Origin of the sequence: Pseudomonas sp. 3296 (genome assembly GCF_031456615.1) — a bacterium.
Classification (GTDB): Bacteria; Pseudomonadota; Gammaproteobacteria; order Pseudomonadales; family Pseudomonadaceae; genus Aquipseudomonas; species Aquipseudomonas mucoides.
Genome location: NZ_JAVDUY010000008.1, coordinates 330,288 through 357,122, shown reverse-complemented (window position 1 = coordinate 357,122; position 26,835 = coordinate 330,288). Strand labels below are relative to the sequence as shown.

Annotated in this window: 28 protein-coding genes; 16 read left to right on the top strand and 12 right to left on the bottom strand. The window is 58.8% G+C overall.

Annotated elements, in window-relative coordinates:
* Positions 1-6: 6 nt before the first annotated feature.
* From J2X66_RS23560 to J2X66_RS23550, 3 genes are all read right to left on the bottom strand, one after another.
* On the bottom strand, positions 7-1,020 hold the full coding sequence (locus J2X66_RS23560) for a GNAT family N-acetyltransferase (protein WP_310269157.1): 1,014 nt from the start codon (positions 1,018-1,020) through the stop codon (positions 7-9).
* A gap of 94 nt (positions 1,021-1,114) precedes the next feature.
* Positions 1,115-1,909 carry a transporter substrate-binding domain-containing protein gene (locus tag J2X66_RS23555; RefSeq protein ID WP_310269155.1) on the bottom strand — a complete coding sequence of 265 codons (795 nt, stop codon included), beginning with the start codon at positions 1,907-1,909 and terminating at the stop codon, positions 1,115-1,117.
* A gap of 92 nt (positions 1,910-2,001) precedes the next feature.
* On the bottom strand, positions 2,002-2,628 hold the full coding sequence (locus tag J2X66_RS23550; RefSeq protein WP_027925767.1) for a TetR/AcrR family transcriptional regulator: 627 nt from the start codon (positions 2,626-2,628) through the stop codon (positions 2,002-2,004).
* Positions 2,629-2,818: 190 nt separating this feature from the next.
* Between J2X66_RS23550 and J2X66_RS23545 the strand changes: the two genes are divergently transcribed.
* From J2X66_RS23545 to J2X66_RS23510, 8 genes are all read left to right on the top strand, one after another.
* Complete coding sequence (locus J2X66_RS23545; RefSeq protein WP_310269314.1) at positions 2,819-4,609, top strand: acyclic terpene utilization AtuA family protein; 1,791 nt, start codon at positions 2,819-2,821, stop codon at positions 4,607-4,609.
* 12 nt (positions 4,610-4,621) lie between these two features.
* A complete protein-coding gene (locus tag J2X66_RS23540; RefSeq protein ID WP_310269152.1) occupies positions 4,622-5,491 on the top strand; it encodes an SDR family oxidoreductase in 870 nt (289 codons plus the stop codon).
* A gap of 3 nt (positions 5,492-5,494) precedes the next feature.
* On the top strand, positions 5,495-7,111 hold the full coding sequence (gene atuC, locus J2X66_RS23535) for a geranyl-CoA carboxylase subunit beta (RefSeq protein WP_310269149.1): 1,617 nt from the start codon (positions 5,495-5,497) through the stop codon (positions 7,109-7,111).
* 25 nt (positions 7,112-7,136) lie between these two features.
* Positions 7,137-8,294, top strand: coding sequence for a citronellyl-CoA dehydrogenase (gene atuD, locus J2X66_RS23530; RefSeq protein ID WP_310269146.1), 1,158 nt, complete (start codon positions 7,137-7,139; stop codon positions 8,292-8,294).
* A complete protein-coding gene (locus J2X66_RS23525) occupies positions 8,291-9,088 on the top strand; it encodes an enoyl-CoA hydratase-related protein (RefSeq protein WP_310269144.1) in 798 nt (265 codons plus the stop codon). The genes atuD and J2X66_RS23525 overlap by 4 nt, the downstream gene beginning before the upstream one ends.
* A gap of 131 nt (positions 9,089-9,219) precedes the next feature.
* Entirely contained in the window at positions 9,220-11,181 is a 1,962-nt protein-coding gene (locus J2X66_RS23520) for an acetyl/propionyl/methylcrotonyl-CoA carboxylase subunit alpha (protein WP_310269141.1), read from the top strand.
* Between the two features lie 71 nt (positions 11,182-11,252).
* Positions 11,253-11,795 (top strand): exonuclease domain-containing protein, encoded by a 543-nt coding sequence (locus J2X66_RS23515; RefSeq protein ID WP_310269139.1) that lies wholly within the window; start codon positions 11,253-11,255, stop codon positions 11,793-11,795.
* A 69-nt stretch (positions 11,796-11,864) separates the two neighbouring features.
* Positions 11,865-12,149 carry a pyrimidine/purine nucleoside phosphorylase gene (locus tag J2X66_RS23510; protein WP_007940055.1) on the top strand — a complete coding sequence of 95 codons (285 nt, stop codon included), beginning with the start codon at positions 11,865-11,867 and terminating at the stop codon, positions 12,147-12,149.
* Between the two features lie 71 nt (positions 12,150-12,220).
* Here J2X66_RS23510 and J2X66_RS23505 read toward each other — a convergent pair whose 3' ends face one another.
* The gene (locus tag J2X66_RS23505; RefSeq protein ID WP_310269136.1) at positions 12,221-13,027 is read right to left on the bottom strand and encodes an MOSC domain-containing protein; all 807 of its coding nucleotides are present in this window, start codon (positions 13,025-13,027) and stop codon (positions 12,221-12,223) included.
* A gap of 149 nt (positions 13,028-13,176) precedes the next feature.
* Complete coding sequence (locus J2X66_RS23500; RefSeq protein WP_027925758.1) at positions 13,177-14,112, bottom strand: chemotaxis protein CheV; 936 nt, start codon at positions 14,110-14,112, stop codon at positions 13,177-13,179.
* A 459-nt stretch (positions 14,113-14,571) separates the two neighbouring features.
* Here J2X66_RS23500 and J2X66_RS23495 point away from each other — a divergent pair, with 459 nt between their 5' ends.
* The 3 genes from J2X66_RS23495 to J2X66_RS23485 all read left to right on the top strand — a co-directional run bounded on the left by J2X66_RS23495 (position 14,572) and on the right by J2X66_RS23485 (position 17,006).
* Complete coding sequence (locus J2X66_RS23495) at positions 14,572-15,042, top strand: hypothetical protein (RefSeq protein ID WP_310269133.1); 471 nt, start codon at positions 14,572-14,574, stop codon at positions 15,040-15,042.
* Between the two features lie 414 nt (positions 15,043-15,456).
* A complete protein-coding gene (locus tag J2X66_RS23490) occupies positions 15,457-16,350 on the top strand; it encodes a sensor histidine kinase (protein WP_310269311.1) in 894 nt (297 codons plus the stop codon).
* Positions 16,347-17,006 (top strand): response regulator transcription factor, encoded by a 660-nt coding sequence (locus tag J2X66_RS23485; protein WP_310269130.1) that lies wholly within the window; start codon positions 16,347-16,349, stop codon positions 17,004-17,006. Before J2X66_RS23490 ends, J2X66_RS23485 begins: the two co-directional genes overlap by 4 nt.
* Here J2X66_RS23485 and yegS read toward each other — a convergent pair.
* Positions 16,990-17,907: a lipid kinase YegS gene (yegS, locus tag J2X66_RS23480; RefSeq protein ID WP_310269127.1), complete on the bottom strand. Its 918-nt coding sequence runs from the start codon at positions 17,905-17,907 to the stop codon at positions 16,990-16,992. The two genes, J2X66_RS23485 and yegS, sit on opposite strands and share 17 nt — an antisense overlap.
* Positions 17,908-18,227: 320 nt before the next feature.
* Here yegS and J2X66_RS23475 point away from each other — a divergent pair, with 320 nt between their 5' ends.
* Complete coding sequence (locus J2X66_RS23475; RefSeq protein ID WP_027925753.1) at positions 18,228-18,536, top strand: hypothetical protein; 309 nt, start codon at positions 18,228-18,230, stop codon at positions 18,534-18,536.
* 62 nt (positions 18,537-18,598) lie between these two features.
* Here the strand turns inward: J2X66_RS23475 and glp are convergent, their stop codons facing one another.
* Positions 18,599-19,786, bottom strand: coding sequence for a gephyrin-like molybdotransferase Glp (gene glp / locus J2X66_RS23470; protein ID WP_310269306.1), 1,188 nt, complete (start codon positions 19,784-19,786; stop codon positions 18,599-18,601).
* 22 nt (positions 19,787-19,808) lie between these two features.
* Positions 19,809-20,348: a molybdenum cofactor biosynthesis protein B gene (gene moaB, locus J2X66_RS23465; RefSeq protein WP_310269124.1), complete on the bottom strand. Its 540-nt coding sequence runs from the start codon at positions 20,346-20,348 to the stop codon at positions 19,809-19,811.
* A gap of 81 nt (positions 20,349-20,429) precedes the next feature.
* Here moaB and mobA point away from each other — a divergent pair, with 81 nt between their 5' ends.
* On the top strand, positions 20,430-21,029 hold the full coding sequence (gene mobA, locus J2X66_RS23460; RefSeq protein WP_310269121.1) for a molybdenum cofactor guanylyltransferase MobA: 600 nt from the start codon (positions 20,430-20,432) through the stop codon (positions 21,027-21,029).
* Between the two features lie 79 nt (positions 21,030-21,108).
* Complete coding sequence (locus tag J2X66_RS23455; protein ID WP_027925749.1) at positions 21,109-21,330, top strand: YgdI/YgdR family lipoprotein; 222 nt, start codon at positions 21,109-21,111, stop codon at positions 21,328-21,330.
* A gap of 67 nt (positions 21,331-21,397) precedes the next feature.
* On the opposite strand, the gene J2X66_RS23450 is transcribed toward J2X66_RS23455, so the two are convergent.
* The 3 genes from J2X66_RS23450 to J2X66_RS23440 all read right to left on the bottom strand — a co-directional run bounded on the left by J2X66_RS23450 (position 21,398) and on the right by J2X66_RS23440 (position 23,084).
* Entirely contained in the window at positions 21,398-22,288 is an 891-nt protein-coding gene (locus tag J2X66_RS23450; protein ID WP_310269117.1) for a pseudouridine synthase, read from the bottom strand.
* A gap of 71 nt (positions 22,289-22,359) precedes the next feature.
* Positions 22,360-22,677, bottom strand: a complete 318-nt coding sequence (locus J2X66_RS23445) for a transcriptional regulator (protein ID WP_310269114.1) — start codon at positions 22,675-22,677, stop codon at positions 22,360-22,362.
* A gap of 170 nt (positions 22,678-22,847) precedes the next feature.
* Complete coding sequence (locus tag J2X66_RS23440; RefSeq protein ID WP_310269111.1) at positions 22,848-23,084, bottom strand: glutaredoxin family protein; 237 nt, start codon at positions 23,082-23,084, stop codon at positions 22,848-22,850.
* A 208-nt stretch (positions 23,085-23,292) separates the two neighbouring features.
* Here J2X66_RS23440 and J2X66_RS23435 point away from each other — a divergent pair, with 208 nt between their 5' ends.
* Positions 23,293-25,005, top strand: a complete 1,713-nt coding sequence (locus tag J2X66_RS23435) for a monovalent cation:proton antiporter-2 (CPA2) family protein (protein WP_310269109.1) — start codon at positions 23,293-23,295, stop codon at positions 25,003-25,005.
* A 1-nt stretch (position 25,006) separates the two neighbouring features.
* Here the strand turns inward: J2X66_RS23435 and J2X66_RS23430 are convergent, their stop codons facing one another.
* A complete protein-coding gene (locus J2X66_RS23430) occupies positions 25,007-26,215 on the bottom strand; it encodes an ammonium transporter (protein ID WP_310269106.1) in 1,209 nt (402 codons plus the stop codon).
* A gap of 304 nt (positions 26,216-26,519) precedes the next feature.
* Here J2X66_RS23430 and J2X66_RS23425 point away from each other — a divergent pair, with 304 nt between their 5' ends.
* The gene (locus J2X66_RS23425) at positions 26,520-26,834 is read left to right on the top strand and encodes a YqjD family protein (protein ID WP_310269103.1); all 315 of its coding nucleotides are present in this window, start codon (positions 26,520-26,522) and stop codon (positions 26,832-26,834) included.
* Position 26,835: the final 1 nt, after the last annotated feature.

The following is a 26,835-nucleotide window of genomic DNA, read 5'->3' as shown; positions in this document are numbered from 1 at the left end:
TAAACATCAAGCCAACCGGCACCGATCAAAAAACCGCTCCCGTCCCACCACCATCAACGCCGCCCGCTTGTGCGGGAAGTCGAATTCTTTCTCGCAGTAAAAACCCTGCCCCTGCATGTGCCCGATCATCTTCGCGTTATCCGCACGAGGCTCGGCCACCACCCGTTGCGTGCGCAGGTCGTCTAGAAACAGGTAATGCACCAGCGCCGATAACCAGCTCGCCACTTTGTGCGGCCCCCGGTGGTTTTCCTCACCCACCAGCATGTGGATGCCACGGTCGTAATCATCGACGTCATAGAATGGCGCGATGCGATCTTCCTTGGCCCAATACGCTTCGAAGTAGGCAAACGGCTGATCATCAAAACAGCCGATCAGGGTCGACGTGTGCGGGTCCGCCGCCAGTTTTTCCAGGTAGTCTCGATGTTGCTCGAGACTGCCCTCCTCCTGCCAGAAACTCGCCACGCGCGGGCTGTTCTGCCAGCGATTGAAACGCTCCAGGTCCAATTCAATGTCCACCGTGCGCAGGGAAATCCAGGCTCCGAGGCGCGCGTCAAAGCGCCGATAGACTTCCCCCCGCGGCTTCGGTGGGCGCAGCGGATGACGCTTGCCGTTGCTGATGACCTTATGCTGCGGATAACTGACGACCAGCAATTCACCCAGCCATGGCTGAGGTATTTGCCAGAACAGGGTGCGCAAACAGTGATACTGGCCGGCGATTTCGGTGGGAACCAGCAATCCGCTGAGCAGTGCATCGATGGGGATTTCATTGAGTTGCCAGGTCAGGCGCTGGCAAGCGGGATCACGAGCAAACAGCCAATAACACGCCGCCCGGATGCTATGTCCGAGCGGTTGGCCAAAATGCTCTTCCACTTGCACCTGCAACTCGGGCTCACGGATCAGGCGCAGCTGGATCAACGGCTGCCCTTTCAGGCTGAGGTGCAAGCGGTTTTCGCTTTCATCCGCTACAAGCGGCCCTTCGGCTGGCAGGGCCAGTGCAGTGAGGTCATTCAAATCGGGCATGGGTCGGGCTCACGTCAATCGTCGACAGTTCAACGATGTGACGTGAGCAGGGCCCGGAAATTTAAGACAAGTGCGCAAATACTGTGGCGCGATATCAGTTTCGCGGCACCGGCACTACAGCGATTTTGTACGGATCGAAAATCTTCAGCATCTGGCCGTTGTCGCGTAACCCCTGCAGCAATTTGCCGAACGCTTCGCCAGTGATCGGCCCGGAGGGACGGAGGATCGCGTAGTGGTGATAGACCTGATCGATGCGCTGGGACACCAGCAGTTGATCGGCGACTTTTTCGTTACGCAGCAGGTAGTCGCTCAGGTACGAGCGCGTCACCAGTGCAATGTCGGCACGCCCGCGCAGCACCATCAGCAAGTTGCTGTCGTGGGAATAGGTCAGCGTCGCGTTGTAGTTTTGCGCGAGGAATTTCGGGTCGGCATTGAAGTTGGCGAATTCGTAGTGATAGCCGCTGAACAAGGCCAGGCGCTTGCCAGTGAGGTCGACAAAATAGTTCTGCTGTCGATCCGGCAGGCGTTGCGCGACGAAAATCTCGGCGTCTTCAAGCCCCATGTCGACGCTGGTGTGGGGAATCTCCTGCCAGCCCCAATCCGGGTTTTCGAAAATCGCCATGTCGACCCGGCCCTGCTTGAAATCTCCAAAGCGCCGGGGAATGGAAGTGGGCACGAGGACAAACTGATAATCGCTTTGCTGGCGATTCAACGCCTCGACCAACTGAGGCAGCAGGCCGGTATCGACACCGGTTTCCGGGCGAATAGTGTAGGGCGGAAAATGCGCTGCCCCCACTCGCACCAGTTGTGCAGCGTGGGACGGCAATACCCAAAGCGCCGCAAGCGACGCCAGCAAAAGCCGCGAAGCCGTCCTGATTGGCGAAGACATCAAAACAACCCACTCCCCAAAAAAATACGCATCAATGCATTCAAGCTAGGCGGTTTCGGCCACTTAGCCAGTTTCCCTAGATTGGCACAACCTTATTGTTTTTCTTCCAGTACGAGAATCAAGGCTTCCTCGGCCAATTGATCGAGGCTCATGCTGCCGTCAGCGCGAAACCAGGTGGTGGTCCACGACAACGCGCCCGTCAGGAAACGCCGCGTGATGAACACATCGCCGCGAATGAAACCCGCCTCTTTGGCTTCACCCAACACCTGCAGCCAGAGTTCCTCATAAATATCACGCAGTGCCAATACCTGCGCCTGCCCGTCTTCGGACAACGAGCGCCATTCATACACCAGCACCGCCATGGCCTCGCCGCTGCCACCCATGATCGACTGCAATTCGCAACGAATCAGCGCCAGCACTCGCTCGCGGACGTTGCTGGATTCGGCCAGGGCCGCCCGCATCAATGCAGTGTTGTAGCGGATGGTCTCTTCCATCACGGCGCGAAGGATTTCGTCCTTGCTTTTGAAGTGATGAAAAATGCTGCCTGACTGGATGCCCACGGCGCCCGCCAGATCGCGCACCGTGGTGCGTTCATAACCTTTGTTGCGGAACAGGTGAGCCGCCACTTGCAGCAGTTTGCCGCGGGCGCTGTCCGGGTCGGTCAATTGGCCGTTGTCGACCAATTCGCGCATGACCCTCAGGGCTTTTTGCTCGTCCACCCGTTCTCTCCTACAGTCGATCAATCAAATACGCCGCTTGCCGCTAAAACAACGGGGTTGCGCGGGCAATTTAAGCTGGCGACGACCACCAAGCAAGCGCTCGGGCAGAAGATATTTCAGGCGTTTACAAACCAAGCGCTTGCTTGGTAGTCTCGATTCACTTCACTGGGAGGTGGCTATGCAGTTGACTGTGCCTAAAACGATTCGCATCGGCTGCGCCAGCGCCTTCTGGGGCGACACCTCGACCGCTGCCGCGCAACTGGTGGAAGGTGGACGCCTGGACTACCTGGTCTTCGACTATCTGGCCGAAATAACCATGTCGATCATGGCCGGCGCACGGATGAAAGACCCGCAGGCAGGCTATGCGGGGGACTTCATCGAAGTCCTCAGCCCACTGCTGGGGCAACTTGCCGAACAGAAGATTCGTGTCATCAGCAACGCTGGCGGCGTCAATCCACTCGCCTGCGCCGCCGCCCTGCAAGCCGCCTGCGACAAGGCCGGTGTTGCGCTGAAAATCGCCGTGTTGCTGGGCGATGACCTGCAACCGCAATTCAAGCAGCTGAGCAGCCTCGGCCTCCATGAAATGTTCTGCGGCGCACCGTTACCGCCCCTGTGCGTATCGACCAACGCCTACCTCGGCGCGCCAGGCATCGTCGAGGCTTTGCGTCTGGGTGCGGACATCGTCATCACCGGCCGCGTGGTCGACAGCGCCGTGGTCAGCGCGGCACTGGTACATGAATTCGGCTGGTCCTGGCACGACTACGACAAACTCGCCCAAGCCGCCCTGGCCGGTCACATCATCGAATGCGGCGCCCAATGCACCGGCGGTAACTTCACCGACTGGCGCGAAGTGCCCGACTACGAGCACATCGGCTTCCCCATCGTCGAGGTCAGCGCCGACAGCCAGTTCATCGTCAGCAAACCGGAAGGCTCCGGCGGTCTGGTCACGCCACTGACCGTCGGCGAGCAGATGCTTTATGAAATCGGCGATCCACGGGCTTACCTGCTGCCGGATGTGGTCTGCGATTTCACTCAGGTCAAACTTCAGCAACAGGGCAAAAACGCGGTTCAGGTGCATGGCGCGAAGGGCTTGCCGCCGACCGATCAGTACAAGGTCAGCGCGACGTACCCGGACGGTTTCCGCTGCACCGCCAGTTGTTTGATGGCGGGCATCGATGCGGTGGACAAGGCGCGACGGGTCAGTGAAGCGATCATCAACAAAACCTCGGATATTTTCCGCCAACGCGGCTGGGCGCCCTACAGCGAAGTGAACATTGAACTGCTCGGCAGCGAGGCCACCTACGGCCCCCACGGCCAGCGCACGGACAGCCGCGAAGTGGTGATCAAACTCGCTGTGCGTCACCCGAGCAAACAGGCCTTGATCGTGTTCTCCCGGGAAATCGCCCAGGCTGCAACCGGCATGGCGCCGGGGCTGACCGGGATCGTCGGCGGGCGGCCAACGGTGTATCCGCTGATCCGGCTGTTCTCCTTCCTTATCGACAAAACCGCCTGCACGCTGGACATTGATTTCAACGGCCGGCGCCACCCCTGCGCCCTGCCCACCGTCGATGTGCTCGACCCGGATGACTTGCCTGTCCCGTTCGACCCACCGCAGCCCAGCGACCGCGCCGATGCCAGCGTGGCCCTGATCAGACTCGCGGTCGCGCGCTCGGGCGACAAGGGCAATCACAGTAACATCGGCGTCATAGCCCGCGCGCCCGAGTACCTGCCCTGGATCGCCGAAGCGCTGACGCCGGAGGTCATGGTCGACTGGATGAGCCACGTCCTCGACCCCGTTCACGGGCGTGTGGAGCGCTGGTATTTGCCGGGCACCCACAGCCTGAATTTTCTACTGGAGAACGCCCTCGGCGGTGGTGGCGTGGCCAGCCTGCGGATCGACCCGCAAGGCAAAGCCTTCGCCCAGCAACTGCTGGAAATCCAGATTCCGGTGCCCCAGCGCATCGCCGACCAGGTCAACTAGAGGACTGCCGCCATGGCTTACGATTCGATCTTCAAAACCGATCTGTTTGCAGGCCAGACCATTCTTGTCACCGGTGGCGGCAGCGGCATCGGTCGTTGCACCGCCCATGAACTGGCAGCGCTGGGCGCGCATGTGCTACTGGTCGGGCGCAAGGCCGACAAGTTGAAAAGCGTTGCCGCCGAGATTGCCGAAGACGGCGGCAAGGCGGATTGGGCCGTGTGCGATATTCGCGAGGAAGATGCGGTCAAGCATCTGGTCAGCGAACTGATTCGCAAATACGGGCCGATCCACGGTCTGGTCAACAACGCCGGTGGGCAATTCCCGTCACCGCTGGCCTCAATCAATCAGAAAGGATTCGAAACCGTGGTCCGCACCAATCTGGTGGGCGGTTTCCTGATGGCCCGGGAAGTGTTCAATCAATCCATGAGCAAGCATGGCGGCGCCATCGTCAATATGCTCGCCGACATGTGGGGTGGCATGCCCGGCATGGGGCATTCAGGCGCGGCGCGCGCGGGCATGGATAACCTGACCAAGACTGCCGCCTTCGAATGGGGTTACGCCGGGGTGCGGGTCAACGCGGTGGCGCCGGGGTGGGTCGCTTCCAGCGGCATGGACACTTATGAAGGCGCTTTCAAAGCGGTGATCCCCACCTTGCGCGAACACGTGCCGCTCAAACGCATCGGCACCGAATCGGAAGTCAGCGCTGCAATCGTGTTCCTGCTCAGCCCGGCCGCGGCGTTTGTCAGTGGCAGCACCTTGCGCATCGACGGAGCCGCCAGCCTCGGCGGGCGCGCGTGGCCGATCCACAAGGCTACAAACAGTGAGTCGTACAACGGTTTTCACCGCGCGTATTTGCCAGAAGTGCTCAAGGACAAGGAATAAGCCATGCCGGTGATTCAATCGCAAGTGGACCCGTTCAGCGCGCCGTTCGCCCAGAACCGCGACGCGATGCTGGCCGTGATCGAACACGTGCGCCAGCTCGAACAGAACCTTTTGAACAAGGCGGCCGAGGCCAAGCCGAAGTTCGACAAGCGCGGCCAACTGCTGCCGCGTGAACGCCTCAACCTGCTCCTCGACCCCGGCGCGCCGTTCCTCGAACTGGCGAGCCTGGCCGGCTACAAGCTGCACGACGACAAGGACGGCAGCGCGGCCGGTGGTGGTTTGATCGCCGGGATCGGTTACGTGTCCGGCGTCCGCGTGCTCGTGGTGGCAAACAACAGTGCGATCAAGGGCGGGACCATTTCCCCCAGCGGACTGAAAAAGTCCCTGCGCCTGCAACAGATCGCCATGGAGAACAAACTGCCGGTGATCACCCTCGCCGAAAGCGGTGGCGCCAACCTGAATTACGCCGCGGACATTTTCGTCGAAGGCGCGCGCAGCTTTGCCAATCAAGCGCGGATGTCGGCCATGGGATTACCGCAGATTACCGTGGTGCATGGCTCGGCCACCGCGGGCGGCGCTTATCAGCCGGGATTGTCGGATTACGTGGTGGTCGTGCGCGGCAAGGCCAAGCTGTTTCTCGCCGGCCCGCCACTGCTGAAAGCGGCAACCGGGGAAGTCGCCACCGACGAAGAACTCGGCGGCGCCGAGATGCATGCGCAAACCGCTGGCACCGCCGAGTACCTGGCCGAGAACGATGCCGACGGCGTACGCCAGGTGCGCGAGATCGTCAGTCTGTTGCCCTGGAACGATCAGTTGCCCTGGCGCCCGGAACAGCGCTGGGAAGAACCGCTCTACCCCATCGACGAGCTGCTGGGCCTGATCCCGGACGACCCGAAAAAACCCTATGACGTGCGCGAGATCATCGCGCGTATTGCCGACGGTTCGAACGTCCTAGAATTCAAGGCTGAGTTCGATCAGCAGACCGTTTGCGGCCACCTGAAAATCCAGGGCCGTGCCTGCGGCTTCATCGGCAACAACGGCCCGATTACGCCCAAGGGTGCGAGCAAGGCCGCGCAGTTCATCCAGCTGTGCGACCAGAGCCAGACGCCGCTGCTGTTTTTCCACAACACCACCGGGTTCATGGTCGGCACCGAATCGGAACAGCAAGGCGTGATCAAGCACGGCGCGAAAATGATTCAAGCGGTGGCAAATGCCCGGGTGCCGAAACTGACGATTGTCGTCGGCGGCTCCTACGGCGCCGGCAACTACGCCATGTGCGGGCGTGGCCTCGACCCACGTTTCATCTTCGCCTGGCCCAACAGCCGCACCGCCGTGATGGGCGGCGCCCAGGCCGGCAAGGTGCTGCGGATTGTCACCGAGGCCAAACAGCTCAAGGACGGTCTGGTGCCGGATCCAAAAATGCTCGACATGCTGGAACAGGTCACCGCACAGAAACTCGACAGCCAGTCCACCGCCCTCTACGGCAGTGCCAATCTGTGGGACGACGGACTGATCGATCCGCGGGACACGCGGACGTTGCTCGGTTACTTGCTGGATATCTGTCACGAGGCCGAGGTGCGGCCGCTGCAAGCCAACAGTTTTGGCGTCGCCAGGTTCTAGACCGGCCTTTAGGAGAACAATAAAAATGATCTTCACCCAGGAACACGAAGCACTGCGCCGCACCGTCCGCCAGTTCGTCGATCACGAGATCAACCCTCACGTCGAGGAATGGGAAAAGGCCGGGCGTTTCCCCATCCATGAAATCTTCCGCAAGGCCGGCGACCTCGGCCTGCTGGGGATTTCCAAACCGGAAAAATTCGGTGGCATGGGGTTGGACTACAGCTATTCGATTGTCGCGGCCGAAGAGTTCGGCACCATCCATTGCGGCGGCATTCCGATGTCCATCGGCGTGCAGACCGACATGTGCACGCCCGCCCTCGCCCGCTTCGGTTCAGATGAATTGCGCGACGAGTTTCTGCGCCCGGCGATTACCGGCGAACAGGTCGGTTGCATCGGCGTTTCCGAAGTTGGGGCCGGCTCCGACGTCGCCGGGCTGAAAACCACCGCCCGCAAGGACGGCGATGACTACGTGATCAACGGCAGCAAGATGTGGATCACCAACTCGCCCAGCGCCGATTTCATCTGCCTGCTGGCCAACACCTCCGACGACAAACCGCACATCAACAAGTCGCTGATCATGGTGCCGATGAACACCCCCGGCATCAGCCTCAGCTCGCACCTGGACAAACTCGGCATGCGCAGCTCGGAAACCGCCCAGGTGTTTTTCGACAATGTGCGTGTGCCGCAACGCAACCGCATCGGCCATGAAGGCGCCGGGTTCATGATGCAAATGCTGCAATTCCAGGAGGAACGCCTGTTCGGTGCGGCGAACATGATCAAGGGCCTGGAGTATTGCGTCGACAGCACCATCGAGTACTGCAAAGAACGCAAAACCTTCGGCAACGCGCTGATCGACAATCAAGTGATCCACTTCCGTCTGGCCGAGCTGCAAACCGAAATCGAATGCCTGCGGGCGCTGGTCTATCAGGCCACCGAGCAATACATCAAAGGTCAGGACGTCACTCGCCTGGCTTCCATGGCCAAGCTCAAGGCCGGGCGCCTGGGCCGTGAAGTCAGCGACAGCTGCCTGCAATATTGGGGCGGCATGGGTTTCATGTGGGACAACCCGGTGGCCCGCGCTTACCGCGACGTGCGGCTGGTGTCGATTGGTGGTGGCGCCGATGAAATCATGCTGGGGATCATCTGCAAACTCATGGGCATTCTGCCGGGGAAAAAGAAATGAGCACCCTGCCCGATTGCCAGACACTGCTGTTGGAGTCGCATAACGGCGTGCTGCACATCACCCTCAATCGTCCGCAAAGCCGCAATGCCATGAGTCTGCACATGGTCGCCGAACTGCGCGCGGTCCTTGCGGCGGTGCGTGATGATCGTGCGGTTCGGGCCTTGGTGATCGGCGGCGCCGGCGGACACTTCTGTGCCGGTGGCGACATCAAGGACATGGCCAACGCACGCGCTCAAGGTTCGGACGCCTATCGCGAGTTGAACCGGGCCTTTGGCGCACTGCTGCAAGAGGTGCAACACGCGCCGCAAGTGGTGATTACGGTGCTGCAAGGCGCGGTGTTGGGCGGTGGCCTGGGGCTGGCGTGTGTCAGCGACGTGGCCCTGGCCGATCACCTGGCGCAGTTCGGATTGCCGGAAACCAGCCTCGGCTTGTTGCCCGCGCAAATCGCCCCGTTTGTGGTCCAGCGCATCGGCCTGACCCAGGCCCGGCGCCTGGCGCTGACCGCCGCACGTTTCGACGGTACACAGGCTCGGCGCATGGGCCTGGTGCACTTTGTCGAGCATGATGCGCAAGCCCTGGCTGAACGCCTCGATGAAATCCTCGCCCATGTGCTGTGCTGCGCGCCGGGGGCGAATGCGACAACTAAAAAACTGTTGCTGGCGAGTGCCGGGCAACCGTCGGATGCGTTGCTGGATGACGCGGCGCAGTGGTTTAGCGAAGCGGTGACGGGGGCGGAAGCTATCGAAGGGACCATGGCTTTTGTGCAAAAGCGTAAACCGGGGTGGGCCACTTAGAAGCTTCGTCGGAACGCCGCCCGGAGCCGGCTCGCTCCCACATTGGTTATGCGTCGATCACAAATCCTGTGGGAGCGAGCCTGCTCGCGAAGAGGTCATCACATTCACCGCAATTCTCAAGGAAAGCCTTCATGCCCGGACTCAGAAAAATCCTGATCGCCAACCGCGGTGAAATCGCTTGCCGTATCCAGCGCACCGCCCAGGCGCTGGGCTATCGCACTGTCGCCATCTTCAGCGACGCCGACGCCGATGCCCTGCACGTACAAATGGCCGACGAAGCCGTCAACATCGGCGCGGCCCCAGTGCAGCAGTCTTACCTGAACATCCCGGCCATCATCGACGCTGCCCGGCGCACCCGTGCCGATGCGATCCACCCCGGCTACGGCTTCCTCTCGGAAAACGCTGGCTTCGCCCTTGCCTGCCGTGACGCGGGCATTACCTTCATCGGCCCCAGCCCCGAAGCCATTGAGCTGATGGGCAGCAAACGCCTGTCGAAAATCGCCATGATCGATGCCGCAGTGCCCTGCGTTAAAGGCTATCAAGGCGCCGAACAGGACGATGCAACCCTGAGTCGTGAAGCTGAACGCATCGGTTACCCACTGATGATCAAAGCCAGTGCGGGCGGGGGCGGACGAGGCATGCGCCTGGTACAGGATGCCAGCCAGCTGCTGGAACAACTGCGCACTGCACGCTCAGAAGCGCAGCATGGTTTTGGCAGCGACGAACTGATTCTCGAACAAGCCTTGATCGACCCGCGCCACGTCGAGATTCAGCTGTTTGGCGATCAGCACGGCAACCTGATCTACCTCGGCGAGCGCGACTGTTCGATCCAGCGCCGGCATCAAAAAGTCATCGAGGAAGCGCCGTGCCCGGTGATGACCAGCGAGTTGCGTCAGGCCATGGGCGAGGCTGCGCTCAAGGCCGGCCGGGCAGTGAACTACGTCGGCGCCGGGACGGTGGAGTTTCTGCTGGATGCACGCGGGCAGTTCTATTTTCTGGAGATGAACACCCGGCTGCAGGTAGAACATCCGGTGACCGAACTGATCACCGGGCTGGACCTCGTGGCCTGGCAACTGCTCGTCGCCGAAGGACAACCGCTGCCATTGCGACAGGAGCAGGTTCAGCTCAGCGGGCATGCCATGGAAGTACGTTTGTACGCCGAAGATCCCGCTCACGACTTTCTGCCGCAAACCGGTCAAGTCAAGGCGTGGGAGCCGGCGTTGCAGAATGGTGTGCGGATCGATCATGGCCTGATTGAAGGCCAGGACATCAGTCCGTTCTATGACCCGATGCTGGGCAAAATCATCGCCCACGGTGCAACCCGCGAAGAGGCCCGACGCAAGTTGTTGCGCGCGGTGCAGGACAGCGTGCTGCTGGGCGTACAGAGCAATCAGCGCCTGCTTGCCAGTCTGCTGCAACACCCGCAGTTCATCAGCGGCGAGTTCAGCACCGGGTTCATCCCGAACTGCTTTACTGACGAGCCGTGCTTGCAGGCTCATGTCCCGAGCGCCTGTGAGCTGGCCATCGCTGCGGCGCTGTTTTATCAAGTGTCGGCACAGGCTCACCCGGTACCGCTGAAGGGCTGGCGCAACAATGCCAGCGTGCCGTTGCACTATCGCATCGGCCTGAATGACCACGATTGGCCGGTGGAATTGAACGCCTTGCCTGAGGGGTCGTTTCGGATTCATGTCGCCGGGCAACGGCTCACATTGAAGATCATCCGTAGCGATGGGCGCTGGGCAATGCTGGAGATTGACGGTATCCACCAGCGTCATGCCTATCGACTCGAGGCAGGGCACCTGTGGTTGTTCGCGCGGCCCGGCAGTTTGAAACTGCTGGATCGGACCCAGGCGCTGGTCAGCAGTCAGACCAGCGTCAGTTCCGGCACGCTCAAGGCACCGATGGACGGCGCCATCGTCGACGTACTGGTCAGTGAGGGCAGTACCGTCAGCAAAGGCCAGCTATTGGTGGTGCTCGAAGCCATGAAAATGGAGCATCCACTCAAGTCGGGCATCGACGGAGTCCTCAAACGCTTGCAGGTTCAGGTCGGCGATCAGGTCAAAAATCGTCAGATTTTGTTGGAGGTCGAATAAGCCGCTAGGCGGATCCGCCGGGTTTGGCTACGCTCAAGCCCTATCAGGACGCGGATACCAGGAAACCTGCGATGCCTCACTGGCTGGTGATAGATCTGGAAGCCACCACCGATGAAGGTGGCTGGCCAGTAACGGAAATGGAAATCATCGAAATCGGTGCCACCCTGGTGGACCGCAAAGGTCGCGAACTGGACCACTTCCAGCGTTTCGTGCGACCACTGCGGCGGCCCCTGCTGACACCGTTTTGCCGGGAGCTGACGCACATCACTCAGGGCAATATCGATACCGCGCAACTGCTGACCGAGGTCTGGCCGGCGTTCGAACGTTGGCTGGGCCAGCATCACTCACGCCTGGAAGGCTGGGCGAGCTGGGGCGACTACGACCGCAAACAGTTGGTTCAGGAGTGGGAACGCCTGCAACTCGACAGCGCCTTGAGCCGCGTGCCGCACATGAACCTCAAGCAGCGCTTTGCCAAGGCCCGGCGCCTGGAACGCCCGCTGGGGCTCAATGGCGCCCTGCAACTGGCGGGCATGCAATTCACCGGACAGCAGCACCGGGCACTGGAAGATGCGCGCAATACAGCTCGCTTATTACCGCTGATTCTCCCCTCCTAGAGAGGTGACGACGCTCGAGGCCTTGTGCATACTGGCCGGCCCTTTTTAGCCCTTTTCGAGGAATCGCCCATGTTTAAAGTCAACGAGTACTTCGACGGCACCGTCAAGTCGATCGCCTTTGGCACCGCTGAAGGTCCTGCGACTATTGGCGTCATGGCTCCGGGCGAATACGAATTCGGCACCAGCCAACGTGAAATCATGCACGTGGTCAGCGGCGCCCTGACCGTCAAACTGCCTGACAGCAGCGACTGGGAAACCTTCGCGGCCGGCAGCCAGTTCAACGTGCCTGCCAACAGCAAGTTTCAGCTGAAAGTGGCCGTCGACACCGCTTACCTGTGTGAATACCGCGGCTAACCCCCCGGGTTTTCATCGCGATAAAAAAATGCCCGTGTCCAAAGACACGGGCATTTTTCATTCCGGGACGTTTACTCGAGAATCGTCACCGGCATCCCGACTTCGAGACGACCGTTACTGTCGTTGACCAGATTCTGTCCAAACATCGCCCCATCGGCCTCGGAACGGTATTTCTGCAACGTGGCCAGCGGTTCCCGGTCATCGCTTCGCTCACCGGTTTGCGGATCGATGGTGGTCAGAATGCACCGAGAGCAGGACTTGACCACCCGAAACTCGACATCGCCGATGCGAATACGCTTCCAGCTGTCTTCGGCAAAGGCTTCGCTGCCCTCGATCACCAGGTTCGGTCGAAAGCGCAGCATTTCCAGGGAACGTCCGACCTTTTGCGATAAATCTTCGAGGGACGCCTGCCCGATCAGTAACAATGGATACCCATCGGCGAACGCTACCTGATCATCGTCCTTGCCGTAACCGGCCTCGGTCATGCGCGCACGATCAAGAGGAACCTGCACCAGCCGCGTCGGCTTGCCAATGAACTCACTGACCCAGGCGCCCGCCTCGTCACCGGCATCCGGCACGCGCAAGGTGTCGCGCCAAATGGTGACGCCACGCAGTTCAGCGTTGCTGGAGGGCAAGGCGATGTCGATCGGTGAGCGGCCCGGGGCGCTGAGGGTCAGGCCGCCCTCGGCATTCCACAACGCCGACAACTGACTCATGGACGCGACTGCGCGCTGGGTCAGGAAGCGTCCGCTGGCCTCATCTACCAGCATCCAGCGTCGATCACCGTCCAGCCCCAGTTTGTCGAGGCCGGCGTGTTGCAAGGTTTCACCCTTGCCGGATTTCAACGGATAACGGTAAAGCGCGCTCAGACGCAACATGGCCAGCTCCCTGATGGTCAAAAAAGGCCACCCTATACGAGCTTGGTCACCGAATCAAAGGCTGAAAACATGACATGGCTCCCGTGTAGGAGCGAGCCTGCTCCGGGCGGCTCGCTCCTACACGGAAAGTGGCCAGTCCTTGATCGTGATCAGGCCGGGACTTCGTCGAGCATCAGGCGCTGGCGCACCACGTCGACGAGTTTGTCCGGCTGGAATTTGGAGAGGAAGTTGTCGCAGCCGACCTTCTTCACCATCGAGTCGTTGAAGCTGCCCGACAGGGAGGTGTGCAGGACCACATAAAGGCCACGCAGACGCGGGTCGTTTCGAATTTCGGTGGTCAGGCGATAGCCGTCCATTTCCGGCATTTCTGCGTCGGTGAACACCATCAACAGTTTGTCGGTCATCGACACGCCCGTATCCGCCCAGGCCTTGAGCATGTTCAGCGCCTTCAGGCCGTCACTGGCAATGTGCATCTTCACGCCCAACTGACCCAGTGTGTCGCGCAATTGCGACAGTGCGACATTGGAGTCATCGACCAGCAGCACTTCGCGGCCACGGGCGCGCTCCAGAACCGGATCGTCGAGTTTTTCGCGGGAGACCTTGGCGTTGTAAGGCACGATTTCGGCCAGTACTTTCTCGACGTCGATGATTTCCACCAACTGGTCATCGACCTTGCTGATCGCCGTGAGGTAATGCTGGCGACCGGCGCTGGTCGGCGGCGGCAGAATGGCTTCCCAATTCATATTGACAATGCGGTCCACACCGCCAACCAGGAACGCCTGCACTGACCGGTTGTACTCGGTGACGATGATCGTGCTGGTCGGGCTCGGTATCAGCGGGCGCATGCCGATGGCCTGGGACAGGTCAATCACTGGCAACGTCTGGCCACGCAGGTTGACCACCCCGCAAACGAACGGATGGCGCTGGGGCATCAGGGTCAGTTTGGGCAGTTGCAACACTTCCTGCACTTTAAAGACGTTGATCGCGAACAATTGCCGGCCGGCCAGGCGAAACATCAGAATTTCCAGGCGATTCTCACCCACCAGTTGCGTGCGTTGGTCTACCGTGTCGAGAATGCCGGCCATTAATGACTCCTGGGCTTGTTCTGATTAATTCACTAAAGAGGGTTATCGGCTGTTGTTGCCATATCTTGACCCTGAGACAAAATGCCACGATCGAGCATTGATGTCACATTAACATCATGGTTTACTGCATCCGCAATTCACCTGCTTTATCCAGCGGCGCGACCACGGTTTGCACGCTAGGTTCCCCCGCGTAAGGGATTCCCCTAGTAACAATCAGGCCCAACCTGATATTCGCAATATCCAATAGCCATTAATGTGACGCCATTCTCATTGCATGAACGGAGTCAGGCTTTTGTGTGCGATCGCAGGTAAGTGGCCATCCACCCTCTCGAGTTCCCAAGCCTGCGCTCAGGCCTGCGGGAGCGCGATCTCATGCCGGCATGGCAGCGTCGGGACGTTGGACGCCCTCATCGACATACGCGACATCCCCTCATTTGACATGACGTTGTGGAGATAAGCATGCCGAACAAACCGAAGCAGTGGGCTCAGCGTTTACCGGAGTTTCTTGTCGAAGCGGAAACCCTCCTGGCCAAATCGGAGGAGTGCCTGAGCCATCTGCAATTGATCAGCAATGACAAGGACGCAATCGATTGCATGCTCAGCAGCCTGCTCAAACTGGCGAGCCGGGCCGATGCCCTGGCGCTGGAAGCCGTGTCGGAATTTTCCCTGCATATTCACGGCTTGCTGAACCATGCCCACACCCACATAGACCTGCACGAGCAAGCACTGGGCGCGCTGAAGGATTGCTTCACGCTGATGGCCTGGCAGCTCGAACTCATCGATCAGACCACCGGTCAGCTCAGCCTGGATGACAGCGAACAGACTTCCCTGCTGGAAGCCTTTGCGGTCCAGGTCGGTCAGAGTCATTTTCAGTTACCGGCTAATTCCAAGCCGTTTACGCTCGTTTCCTACTCGGAACGGCAGGCTTGAATTAGTCAGACAACTACAGGGTGCGTATTCTTATTGCCATGACGCGCCTCTATAACTGAGTGCACTCATGTCGCAATTGAATATTTCATACCTGCGAACGACAGTACGGCGTTAATCGTTACTCCCTCCGTAAACTTTTTCCATAGTGGAACTATCGTCCACTGCTTTATTTCCTGACTCTTTGGACATATATACCAAACGCGACCAACGGTATCTAAGGTGGTATTATGCCGACCATTAGTTGACGCCAATTAATGGCAAAGTGAATTCAGATCAGAGCCAGCCGATAACGGCTGTAGTTCCGCCACTGGAGACCACTCTGCTCAAGACGAGTCACTACAGATTTTCAGACAGAGACCCGTCAGCCACTATGGCCGGTCTGCCCGCAGCGAACATTCATTGGCTCCATCCGCTATGTACGCCAGCCTCAAGTCAGTCACCTCATGGCCACCGTCCCAGAAAAACGCTCGACGGCTCACGCTATTGCTGTGCACCTGTTCGGCACTTGGCAGCTTGATGGTCTTCGGTCTCTCCACTTCCCTTGCCCTGAGCTTGCTGGTGCTCAATATCGCGGCATTGGCCAGCGTCTGGCTACAACATCGCCTCTCTGGCAAATCGATAAAATTTGAACCGCAAGAGCTCGCCGACCGCTTGCTGGAAGTCCAGGAAAATGAACGCCATCGTCTGAGTAGAGAATTGCACGACGATATCGGCCAGCTGCTGACCGCCGCAAAACTTCAAAGTGAATGGCTCAAGCGTCGGATGCCTGATGAAATGCAGAGCCAGTGCCTGGTGCTCTGCGACACGCTGGAAGAAACCCTGACCAAGGTTCGTGACGTCTCGGCCATCCTTAATCCCAGACAGTTGGCGAGCCTCGGGCTGGAAGCCAGTCTGCGTGCGCATCTACTCAAGACCTTGGCCAATACATCGGTGCACTGGAGCCTGGAATGCCATCAACGGTTGACCGGTGTGCCGGAAGAAATGGCGGTGGCAGCGTTTCGAATTACCCAGGAAGCCGTGACCAATATTTTGCGTCACGCCGAAGCGAAAAATCTTCTGGTCCGACTGCAACGTATGCCCCAAGGCCTGACACTATTGATCAGCGACGACGGCCTGGGTTTCGCACCTGCGGTTGATCCCGGTCGAGAGGGCCAGCGCGGGATGGCCGGGATGCTGGAACGGATCGATCAGTTGGGCGGAACCTTGGCCGTGACGAGCGAGCCAGGCAAAGGCACTCAAATCGAAGCACTCTTCCCCTGGGCGCCACGCGCGCTCGAACGGGCCAGTACGAATAAGGTTTTGCATTGACTTGTAATTTACTTCTGGTGGATGACCACTCGCTGATCAGGGCAGGCGTACGCGCCTTGGTGCTGGACATTCCCGGCTATGCGGTTGTTGGCGAGGCCAATGATGGGTCGCAGCTGCTCGAAATGGTCGAGAAACTGTCCCCTGACATTGTTCTGCTGGACATCTCCATGAAGGAGACCAGCGGTCTCGAAGCCTTGCAGCGACTCAAGCGGGTGCGCCCGCAAAGCAAGGTGCTGATTTTGTCGATGCACACCGATCCCGCGCTCATCATGCAAGCGCTGGAGTCCGGCGCTCATGGCTATTTACTCAAGGACACCACGGCCACCGAGCTGGAACATGCGCTGGATGCCCTGCGCCACAACGAACGCTACCTCAGCCCTGCCATCGCCCACACGGTCATCAACCAGGCGCTGATCCGGAGCCAGAAACAGCACCCGGAAACGCACGAATCACATAACCTGACGGCGCGGCAACTGGAAATCCTGCGACTGATTGTTCGCGGAAAATCCACCCGGGAAATCGCCAATGGCTTGGGTCTCAGTATCAAGACCGTTGAAACCCACCGCTCGCAGATCATGAAGCGCCTGCAGATCTACGACGTGGCCGGCCTTGTCCTGTTTGCGGTACGCGAGCAAATCATTAGCCTGGACGATTAGCTGACCGCGATGTACTCAGCAGCGGTGAATTCTCCGGCAAATGCACGCGTAATGCCGCGGCACGCGCGGTAAAACGCAGGTTATCGCCCTCTAATGGTTCGCCATCAAGGTTGATGTGCAGCCCTTCCGAGACCTTGATCTCGACCCAGGGCAAACGAGCGCGCACGAACATGTTATCGATGCCAAAGCCATCGGCCAGCAGGTTTCTCAAGGTACCGACCACTTCCTGCGGTGCCGGTAAAATACTGATATCCAGCAGACCATCGTCAGCCAGCGCCTCCGGACATAGCACATGCCCGCCTCCCGCCTGCCGACCATTGCCGATACCGAGCGCCAATAGCTCTCCGCGCCAATGAAAGTCCGGCCCCTGCAACTCGCCATAAGCCGCATGCAACTCGCTGAAGCGTGATAAGCCGGTAAACAGATAAGCTGCGCCGCCGAGAACTTTTTTCAAGTCTTCTGACGTATTGGCCGTGACCTGACTGCCGAAACCGCCCGTGGCCATGTTCAGAAAGACCTGGCCTCCGACTTCCCCCAGATCGATAGCGTGTGGCGCAACCTCCAGAAGATCCAGTGCCAGTGCGGGCGCTAGAGGTACGCCAGCAGCACGAGCAAAATCATTGGCCGTACCCAGTGGCATCAAAACCAGGCTCGCCTGATTCGGGTGTGCCGCCAGGGCCTCGGCAATATCGCGCAACGTGCCATCGCCGCCGCCGGCAATCAATTGCGTGTAGCCCGCGTTCAACGCTTCTTCCACCCATCGCCGAGCATCCCCCGCTTCCCAGGTCAACCGCACGGCCAGTGTCCACCCTTGCTTGCGCTTGTCTTCGACTGCCGCGCGGACCTCCTCGTTGAGTGCCTGCTTGCCATGCAGAATCAACAGCGCCTTGCGCTCACTCATTGTCGTAGCTCCTGATTGGAATTCATTCAGGAGATGTTGACCTCACTCCCCCCTATAAAGGTCGCACGACGTTGAGATTTTTCGAGGCATGCAGGTTTACGGTCCTACAGGTCGGGATATTTTCTTACGATATATGAGGAATCGGCTTAATTGACCCGCCAGGGCGAATGGTTCACCTTGGTTTCGGCGACTATCCGTCATCAAAAGCAACCACACAGGGATGTGCAAGCAAATGAGTAGACACTCACCAAAGATTACAAAAGCAAATTATAAGAGCTTCAGCTATTCAAAGGGCATAGATGCAAGGAGCGTCTTTCTCCATGCAAACCCATGACATCAAGTTGCCGCTCCCTCCGGTAAAGCCGTTCTCGGAAAATCGCACCAATCATCAAGCTGAATTCAACAACAACGCAAAACCCGCTGCAGGAGTTGACATGGAACCTCGCGTCATTGAACTGGAGACTCATCTGAAATACATCCGAAGAGACATGGATGAAGTGCGCAATGACGTCAAATCCATCAAACACAGACTTGCCTATTCGGCAGGCGGCGCAGCGGTCGTCCTCGGCCTGTTGGGTTGGGTTGCCAACAGCCGCTTTGATCAGGTCGTGACACTGCTGGTTCGTTAAGCGTCAGCCATGCACGCAAGACCCGGCGCTTTACCGGGCTTGCGGCAACTGAGCCCTACGCGTCAGTTCAGAACTTCGCTCAGAGGAATGAACACTACATATTCACCCTCGATCAACGTGCGATCTTCCAACACTTCAACCAGGCCATCGGCCCAGGCGGCACTGCGAAGTACGCCGGAACTCTGATTCTTGTAAATGATCGCCCGACCATTCTCCAGGCGACCACGCAAGTATTCCCGTCGATTGCCCGCCTTTGGCCAGACAAACCCGGCCGGCACCTGGAACTTCAACGGCTCGACCTCTTTTACACCCTGACGTCGCAGAAGATAGGGCTTTGCCAATAACGCAAAAGTGACCAATGTCGACGCCGGGTTGCCGGGCAAACCAATCACGGGCACACCGCGATAATGCCCGAAGGTCAGCGGCTTACCCGGTTTGATGGCGAGCTTCCATAGCGTCAACTCGCCCGCTTCGCGCAAGGCCAAGCCGAGGAAATCGGCTTCGCCAACCGACACTCCGCCAGTTGAGAGGATCAGATCAACATCCTTCAACTCGCCTAGACGGGCACGAGTGGTCACCAAGTCATCAGGCAAAATACCGGCATCGATGACTTCACAACCCAGGCGTTGCAACCAACTGCACAGCAACACGCGATTGCTGTTGTAGATTTGTCCTGGACCCAGGGCCTGGCCCGGTTCAACCAATTCATCTCCGGTAGAGAGAACCGCAACACGAACCTTGCGAACAACATCGAGCTCAGCGCAGCCCATCGATGCCGCCAAACCCTGTTCGATTGATCCAAGGCGGGTACCAACCGGCAAAACAAGCTCGCCCACCGTTGTCTCCTGACCTTGTGGCCGGATGTTCTGACCGGGGGTCATGGGCTCGATGAAACGGACTCGATCATCCGCCTGAACCTCGGCATTTTCCTGCATCTCGACACAGTCGGCGCCTGCTGGCACCGGTGCACCGGTAAAGATGCGGGCACAGGTACCGGGTTGCAGCGGTTCGGGCGCCTGACCTGCAAAAATCTTCTGACTGACCACCAACGGTTCACCCGTCCAGTCGGCGGCCCGCAGGGCGTAGCCATCCATGGCGCTGTTTGGCCAAGGTGGCAGATCAAGGGTTGAAACCAGGTCATCGGCGAGCACGCGCCCCTGAACTTGCGCCACAGGCAAACGCTCACGCTCGCGGATGGGCGAAGCCTCTGCCATTTCCAGCAAGCGCGCCAGCGCCACCTCGACCGGCATAAGGCTGCCGGTTTTACCTGGCTTACCCACGGGATTCACAGGGTTGCGCCTGCTTCAAGTGAGCGACGAAATTGCAGGGACGATGCCGGGAATCCAGTTGTTCGGCGAGAATGCCATCCCAGCCAGTGCGCACGGCATTGGTTGAACCGGGCAAGCAGCAGACCAGCGTACCGTTGGCCAAACCGGCCAGCGCCCGGGACTGGACGGTCGAGGTACCAATGTCCGCAACGGAAATCTGCCGGAACAGCTCACCAAACCCATCTACCTGCTTGTCCAGCAGGCAACTCACCGCTTCTGGCGTGCTGTCACGCCCCGTGAACCCGGTACCGCCAGTGATCAGAACCACCTGCACCACCTCATCGGCAATCCAGTTGGCGACTTGCGCGCGGATTTTGTAGAGGTCATCTTTAAGCAGAACCCGAGCGGCCAGGTTGTGGCCGGCGGCGCTCAAGCGGTCGACAAAAACCTGACCTGACGTATCGGTTTCCAGGGTTCGGGTATCACTGACAGTCAGCACCGCAATGTTAAGCGGCGTGAAAGGTACATCAGCCTTGGCTTTCATAGGCTCGTCCAGTTGTAGGAAAAACAGCTCGGTGTTATATCACAGCGCTTCACTTTTTCAGCGCCCCCATGGAGACCCGCCATGACCTCGAACCCGGCATTGCCACCCTGCTCCATTCTGCTCCTGGCAGGTGGCCGCGGCCAACGCATGGGCGGTCAGGACAAGGGGTTGCTGGAATGGCACGGCGCGCCGCTGATCGCGCACCTGTATCGCAAGACCCGCGACCTGAGCAATGACCTGATCATCTCGTGCAACAGGAACCTGGACAAATACGCGCCCTACGCTGATCAGTTGGTCCATGACGACGAAGGCGATTTTCCCGGTCCCCTCGCCGGGATTCGCGCCGGCCTCAAGGCTGCCCGTCATCCTTATTTGTTGGTCTTACCGTGCGACGTGCCCCGCATCGACGATGCCCTGCTCCTCAGCATGCGCAAAATGGCCAGCCAGCATCCGGACAAACCGCTGATGCTGCGCCAAGGTGCACATTGGGAACCGTTGCTGTGCGTTATCCCTGTCGCTCTCCGCGCCGCGTTCGACACGGCATGGAATGAAGGTGAACGCAGCCCCGGACGCATCATGCGTAAACTGGAGGCAACTGCCCTGCAATGCGCAGACAACGACCCTCGACTGGCCAACCTCAATACCCCGCAATTGCTAAGCGCGCATACCGTGTCAGAATGACACTAGCCAAGGAACTTGCGTGCGTTGTGTACGTCTACAAGCTCAGTAACCAAAAGAATTCTTATTCGGAGATACACCCATGACCCATCGGACCCTCGCCACTCTCATGCTCGCAGCAGGCCTCGCGACCTTGGCGGGCTGCGCATCGCCGACAGTGATCACCTTGAATGACGGCCGCGAAATCCAGGCAGTCGACTCGCCAAAGTACGATGAAAAATCGGGCTTCTACGAATTCGAACAGCTGGATGGCAAGGAAACCCGTATCAACAAGGATCAGGTTCGTACCGTTAAAGAGTTGTAATCTTTACAGCACTTGCCAGATAAGACAAAGCCCGCTAGACGCGGGCTTTTTCGTGGCCGGAATTTTTTCACCACTGCAAGGTGAGGGTGCTTTCAAACGCTCTTTCCTGGCCGGTGACCGGATCCACAAACCGCAATCCCTGCGCGAGCAGTTTCAGCGGATTGGCATAGTCATCTTCAACGTCCTTGAGCACCTGCGGGTAAAACGGGTCATTACAGATACTGGCGCCAAGCGCAGTCATGTGCACCCGCAATTGATGTTTCTTGCCCGTCACCGGGTATAGCGCATACCGCCAGAGGTCCCCGTTCTTTTCCCGAACCTCGACGGCAGTCTCGGTATTGCTGATTCCCGGACCTTCCTGCATGCGGAAAAACGGCTCGCCATCGATGAGCCGGCTTTTATGCACCAATGGAAAGGTCAGATCAGGCAATGCAGGAGCAATTGCCTCGTAGTATTTTTCAATCTGCCGTGTCGGAAACAATGACTGATACGCAGATCGGCTCTGCGGGTTGGCGGAAAACAGGACAAGCCCCGCGGTATGCCGGTCAATGCGATGCAACGGCACCAGGTGTGGGTTATCCAGACGACGGATCAATCTTCTCAGCAACGTTTGTTCAACGTACTCGCCTGCCGGAGTCACCGGCAAAAAATGCGGTTTGTCAGCGACCACCAAATGCTCATCGGCATAGAGGATCGACTCGACCACCGGGATCGGCTTTTCGTCCGCAACCTCACGAAAATAATGAATCCGCAGCCCTTCCTTGTACGGCAGATCAAGTGCAATCGGCATTCCGTGCCCGTCGAGCACGCGACCGCGGGTCACCCTGTCCAGCCATTGTTCGCGACCGATAGCGCTGAAATGTTCGCACAGGCAATCGATAACGGTCAGCCACGAACCCGGCGGCAAGTAGAGTGTGCTGGCCTGGTTGTGTGCGGCAGAAAAAGATGAAGTGGACATACGAAAGCTCTAACCCTCAATACAGGGCAGCATTATCCAACAGTGGCCGAATCGAACCTAGCAGAGAATCCTCATGCCGGAATCTGTGCGCGCGCCGCCGCTTCGGTGAATTCCTTGAGCCAGCGCAACACATCGACGGCTTCCCAGCGAGCCGGGTCGTAAAGTGCGTACAACAACCCCTGATAGCCCACGACATCCAGCTGCCGGTGGTAACCCGCACGCTGGAACAGTGCCTCGATCTCGGCAAAACAGGTGTTGAAGTGCAATTTGTTAAAAGGCGTTTTTCCTTCCGTCACCAAACCGTCCAGACGCAATTCGAGGACAGCCTCGCGCACAACATCGACCGACATCCGGTTCACGCTGTTTTTCAATTGTTCGACATTGACCACGATTCATCCCTCTCACGCCTGGAACTGCCTGCTCAAACCCGGAAACCCGGGACATCAAGGCAGCACTCCGAATAACTGTATACGCATACAGTATCCGAAGAGCATCGGTTAAGCCAAGGGGTTCAATCGTAAAGTTCGACAGACGGGACCATCGCCAGCATAAAAACCGCTTAACGCAAGAACGCCACCACCTCGTCGGCACTGAACGGCCAATTCAGCTCTGCCCCGGTATCGACTCGTCGCAAGACCGGAATGCGCAGACTGTAGGCCGCGTACCAGGTTTCATCGTCAGCAATATCTACCAGCTCAACCAGCAGACCGTGTTCAACCAACGGCATCAGCTCGGCTTCGGCCACTTCACAGAGATGGCACCCCAGGGTGCCGAACAGCTGACATTCAGGAGGCATGAGCACTCAACCGAAAAAAATTAAGTAACTATTCTAGGCCTGCCCCGAAAAGCCGTCGAGCCGTCGAATTTTCTGCCCGACAACATGAATCGCCATGATGGCGGAATAACCCTGACGCAAATCAGGCGTCGTTTGTGCCATTTAAGCAATGCTCACGTTTTTTTTGCTTCTACGCTTGAGTAGCCAGCGTCTGTCAGCGGAGCTTTTCGTGTTTGCCAATCTCTTGATTATTCTCGTTTCCTCTCTAGTGGTCATAGCGTTGTTCCAGCGCCTGCGATTGCCCCCGGTCCTCGGCTACCTGTGCGTGGGGCTGATGATTGGCCCGACCGCGTTCAATTGGGTAGATGAGAGCGAAGGGTTACCACACCTTGCCGAGTTAGGTGTGGTGTTCCTGCTGTTCTCCCTCGGTCTTGAGTTTTCCCTGACGAAAATGATCGCACTGCGACATGTGGTGTTCGGCCTTGGCAGTTTGCAAGTGCTGGCTTGCGGACTGTTGCTGGGTGTTTTACTGATGATGTTCGGGATGCCGGTCACTCCCGCGCTGTTGCTGGGCGCGGGGCTTGCGCTGTCGTCCACGGCCATCGTCAGCAAGGAGCTGACCAGCCTTGGCGAGATTTTCAGCAGTCATGGCCAGAATGCCATCGCCGTATTGCTGTTCCAGGACGTAGTGGCCGTCTTGCTGCTGACACTGGTGCCCGTGTTCGCCGGAAACAGTGATCAGGCCTGGTATTGGGCGCTGCCCCTGACCCTAATAAAAACCGTGGTGTTGTTCGGCGGGTTGCTACTGGCCAGCCGCTGGTTGTTGCCAGGACTGTTCCATGAAGTCGCCGCCGCCCGCTCCGCCGAACTGTTTGTACTGCTGGCGCTGGTGATTGTCCTGCTGACCGCCTGGCTGACTCACTTGATGGGGCTTTCCCCTGCCCTGGGCGCGTTTCTTGCCGGCATGCTGCTGGGCGAAAGTCATTACCGGCATCAGGTCGAGGCTGATATCCGCCCGTTTCGGGACATTCTGCTCGGGTTGTTTTTCGTCACCATCGGCATGCTGATCGACTTGAATCTGTTCGCCAGCCACACGCTGCTGATTCTTGGCCTGACCCTGGGATTGCTGCTGATCAAGGGCACCGTGGTGACGCTGCTGGTCAAATGGCGTGGCAGCGATGGCGAAACTGCCTGGCGCAGCGGCCTGGCACTGGCCCAAGGAGGTGAGTTCTGCTTTGCGCTGATGGCGCAAATGCAGCAAAGCGATCTGATGCCCGCGCAACTCGGCGGCTTGCTGCTGGCTGCGACGTTCTGTTCGATGCTGGTCACGCCACTGCTGCTGCGCGCGGCCCCATCCATCGCAAAACATCTGCATCGAAAATCCAACGAGGAGGCACAACTTGAAGAGATCAGCGCGCTGAACGCGGATCTGGACAAGCATGTGGTCATCTGTGGTTACGGGCGCGTCGGCCAGTCCATCGGGCGCTGCCTGAGTCATCAGCAACAACCTTACATTGCACTGGACCACGATCCGGTCAGAGTCGAGGAAGCGGCCGTCAGCGAAAGCAGCGTGCATTATGGAGACTCGCGTCGAGGTGAATTACTGCTTGCCGTCGGACTGGCGCGCGCCAGGTTGCTGGTTATCGCGGTGGACCAACCTGACATCGCGCTGGAGATCCTCAAGGAGGCTCGCCGGATCAATTCAAGAGTGCCTATTCTGGTTCGTACCCGCGATGACAGCCAAATGGCCGAACTGAAAGAAGCCGGCGCCAATGAAGTCGTACCCGAGTTGCTGGAGTCCAGCCTGATGCTCGCCTCCCATGCACTGATCATGCTGGGACTGCCCGCCCATCAGGTACAGGAGCGGGCCGATCAGATCCGGCATGATCGCTATCGGATGCTCCATGATTTTTATCCCGGAGCTGAAGATGCAGAAAATTGATTCAGTCCTGACTGACGGCGCCGATCTTATGCACCGACAAATCCGCGCCGTAGTACTCCTCTTCCTGACTCAAGCGCAATCCATGAAACGCCTTGATCGTTCCATACACCGTAAAACCACCAGCCAGCGCCACGATCACACCCAGCGAGGTGCCGATCAACTGGCTGATCAGACTTACACCGCCCAGGCCGCCCAACGCAGCCTGGCCAAAAATGCCGCACGCGATACCACCCCACACGCCACACAGACCGTGCAAAGGCCACACACCCAACACATCGTCGATCTGCCATTTACCCTGCGCCGCGGTAAAGCACCAGACAAACAGCGCCCCGGCGACGGCGCCGGTCACCAGCGCGCCCACCGGGTGCATCAGGTCGGAGCCGGCGCAAATGGCCACAAGCCCGGCCAATGGGCCGTTGTGCAGAAAGCCGGGGTCGTTGCGCCCGACGATCAGCGCCGCCACGGTTCCGCCGACCATGGCCATCAACGAGTTCACCGCCACCAGTCCGCTCACGCCTTGCAGGGTCTGGGCGCTCATGACGTTGAAGCCAAACCAGCCAACAATCAGGATCCACGAACCCAAAGCGAGGAAGGGAATGCTAGACGGAGCAAACGCCACCAGACGGCCATCGCGATAGCGTCCTTGTCGCGGCCCGAGCAACAACACCGCCGCGAGGGCCAACCAGCCGCCCATGGCATGCACCACCACGGAACCGGCAAAGTCATGGAAGCTGGCGCCGAATCGCGCCAGCAACCAGGTCTGCAAGCCATAATTGCCGTTCCAGATCATCCCTTCGAAAAAGGGATAGATGAACGCCACGATCAGCGCGGTCGCGCACAATTGCGGGACGAACCGGGCGCGTTCGGCAATGCCGCCGGAAATGATCGCCGGAATGGCGGCTGCAAAGGTCAGCAGGAAAAAGAATTTCACCAGTCCATAACCATGGTCGGCATTGATCACCGCCGCCGGCTGCAGGAACGTCACTCCGTAGGAAATCCAATAGCCTATAAAGAAGTAGGCCAGGGTCGAAATGGCGAAGTCACTGAGAATCTTCGACAAGGCGTTGACCTGGTTCTTTTGCCGAACCGTGCCAACCTCAAGAAAGGCGAAACCGGCGTGCATGGCCAATACCATGACCGCGCCAATGAGGATGAACAATGTATTGGAGCTATGGACCAGACTGTCCACAGCGCTTTGCAGATTTTCCATGGAATGGCAGACCTTAAGGCTAAAAAGCACCAAAGCAGTTCACGCAGACTGCTGACGCACCAAGTTGCGGCTTATGTGGATCGAATCACTGATCCCCATGAACCGCTTTGGCGCATCAGAGCGAAATCATCGCGCGAGTTTTTATTGTTTGAGTCGAGGTTTTCCTGAAATCATGCCCGGCAACAGCGCGTCGGCGCCGGCAAACGCACCACGACACAGCAAAAGTTGTACCAGTCATTTGTACTGAACCTTCGCGCAAGGCTCATACTCGAACCCATCAGAAGCCACTTACGGAGATCTACCCATGGCCAGCATCAAGGCAAAGACTGCTCAAGAAATCCTGATGAACGATTTTCAGACCCTGGTCAGTGACACGGAACGGTTGCTGGAGCACACCGCGACCCTGGCCGGCGATCAGGCGGATGAACTGCGCACCCAGATCCACGACAGTCTGTTGCGTGCCCGGGAAACCCTGAAGCTGACCGAAGACTCGTTGCGCGAACGCGGTCAGGCCGCTGTCTCCGCGACCGAAGATTACGTGCAGGCCAACCCATGGCAATCGGTCGGCATCGCCGCCGGGGTAGGCTTCCTGATTGGCCTGTTGGCTTCTCGGCGCTGAT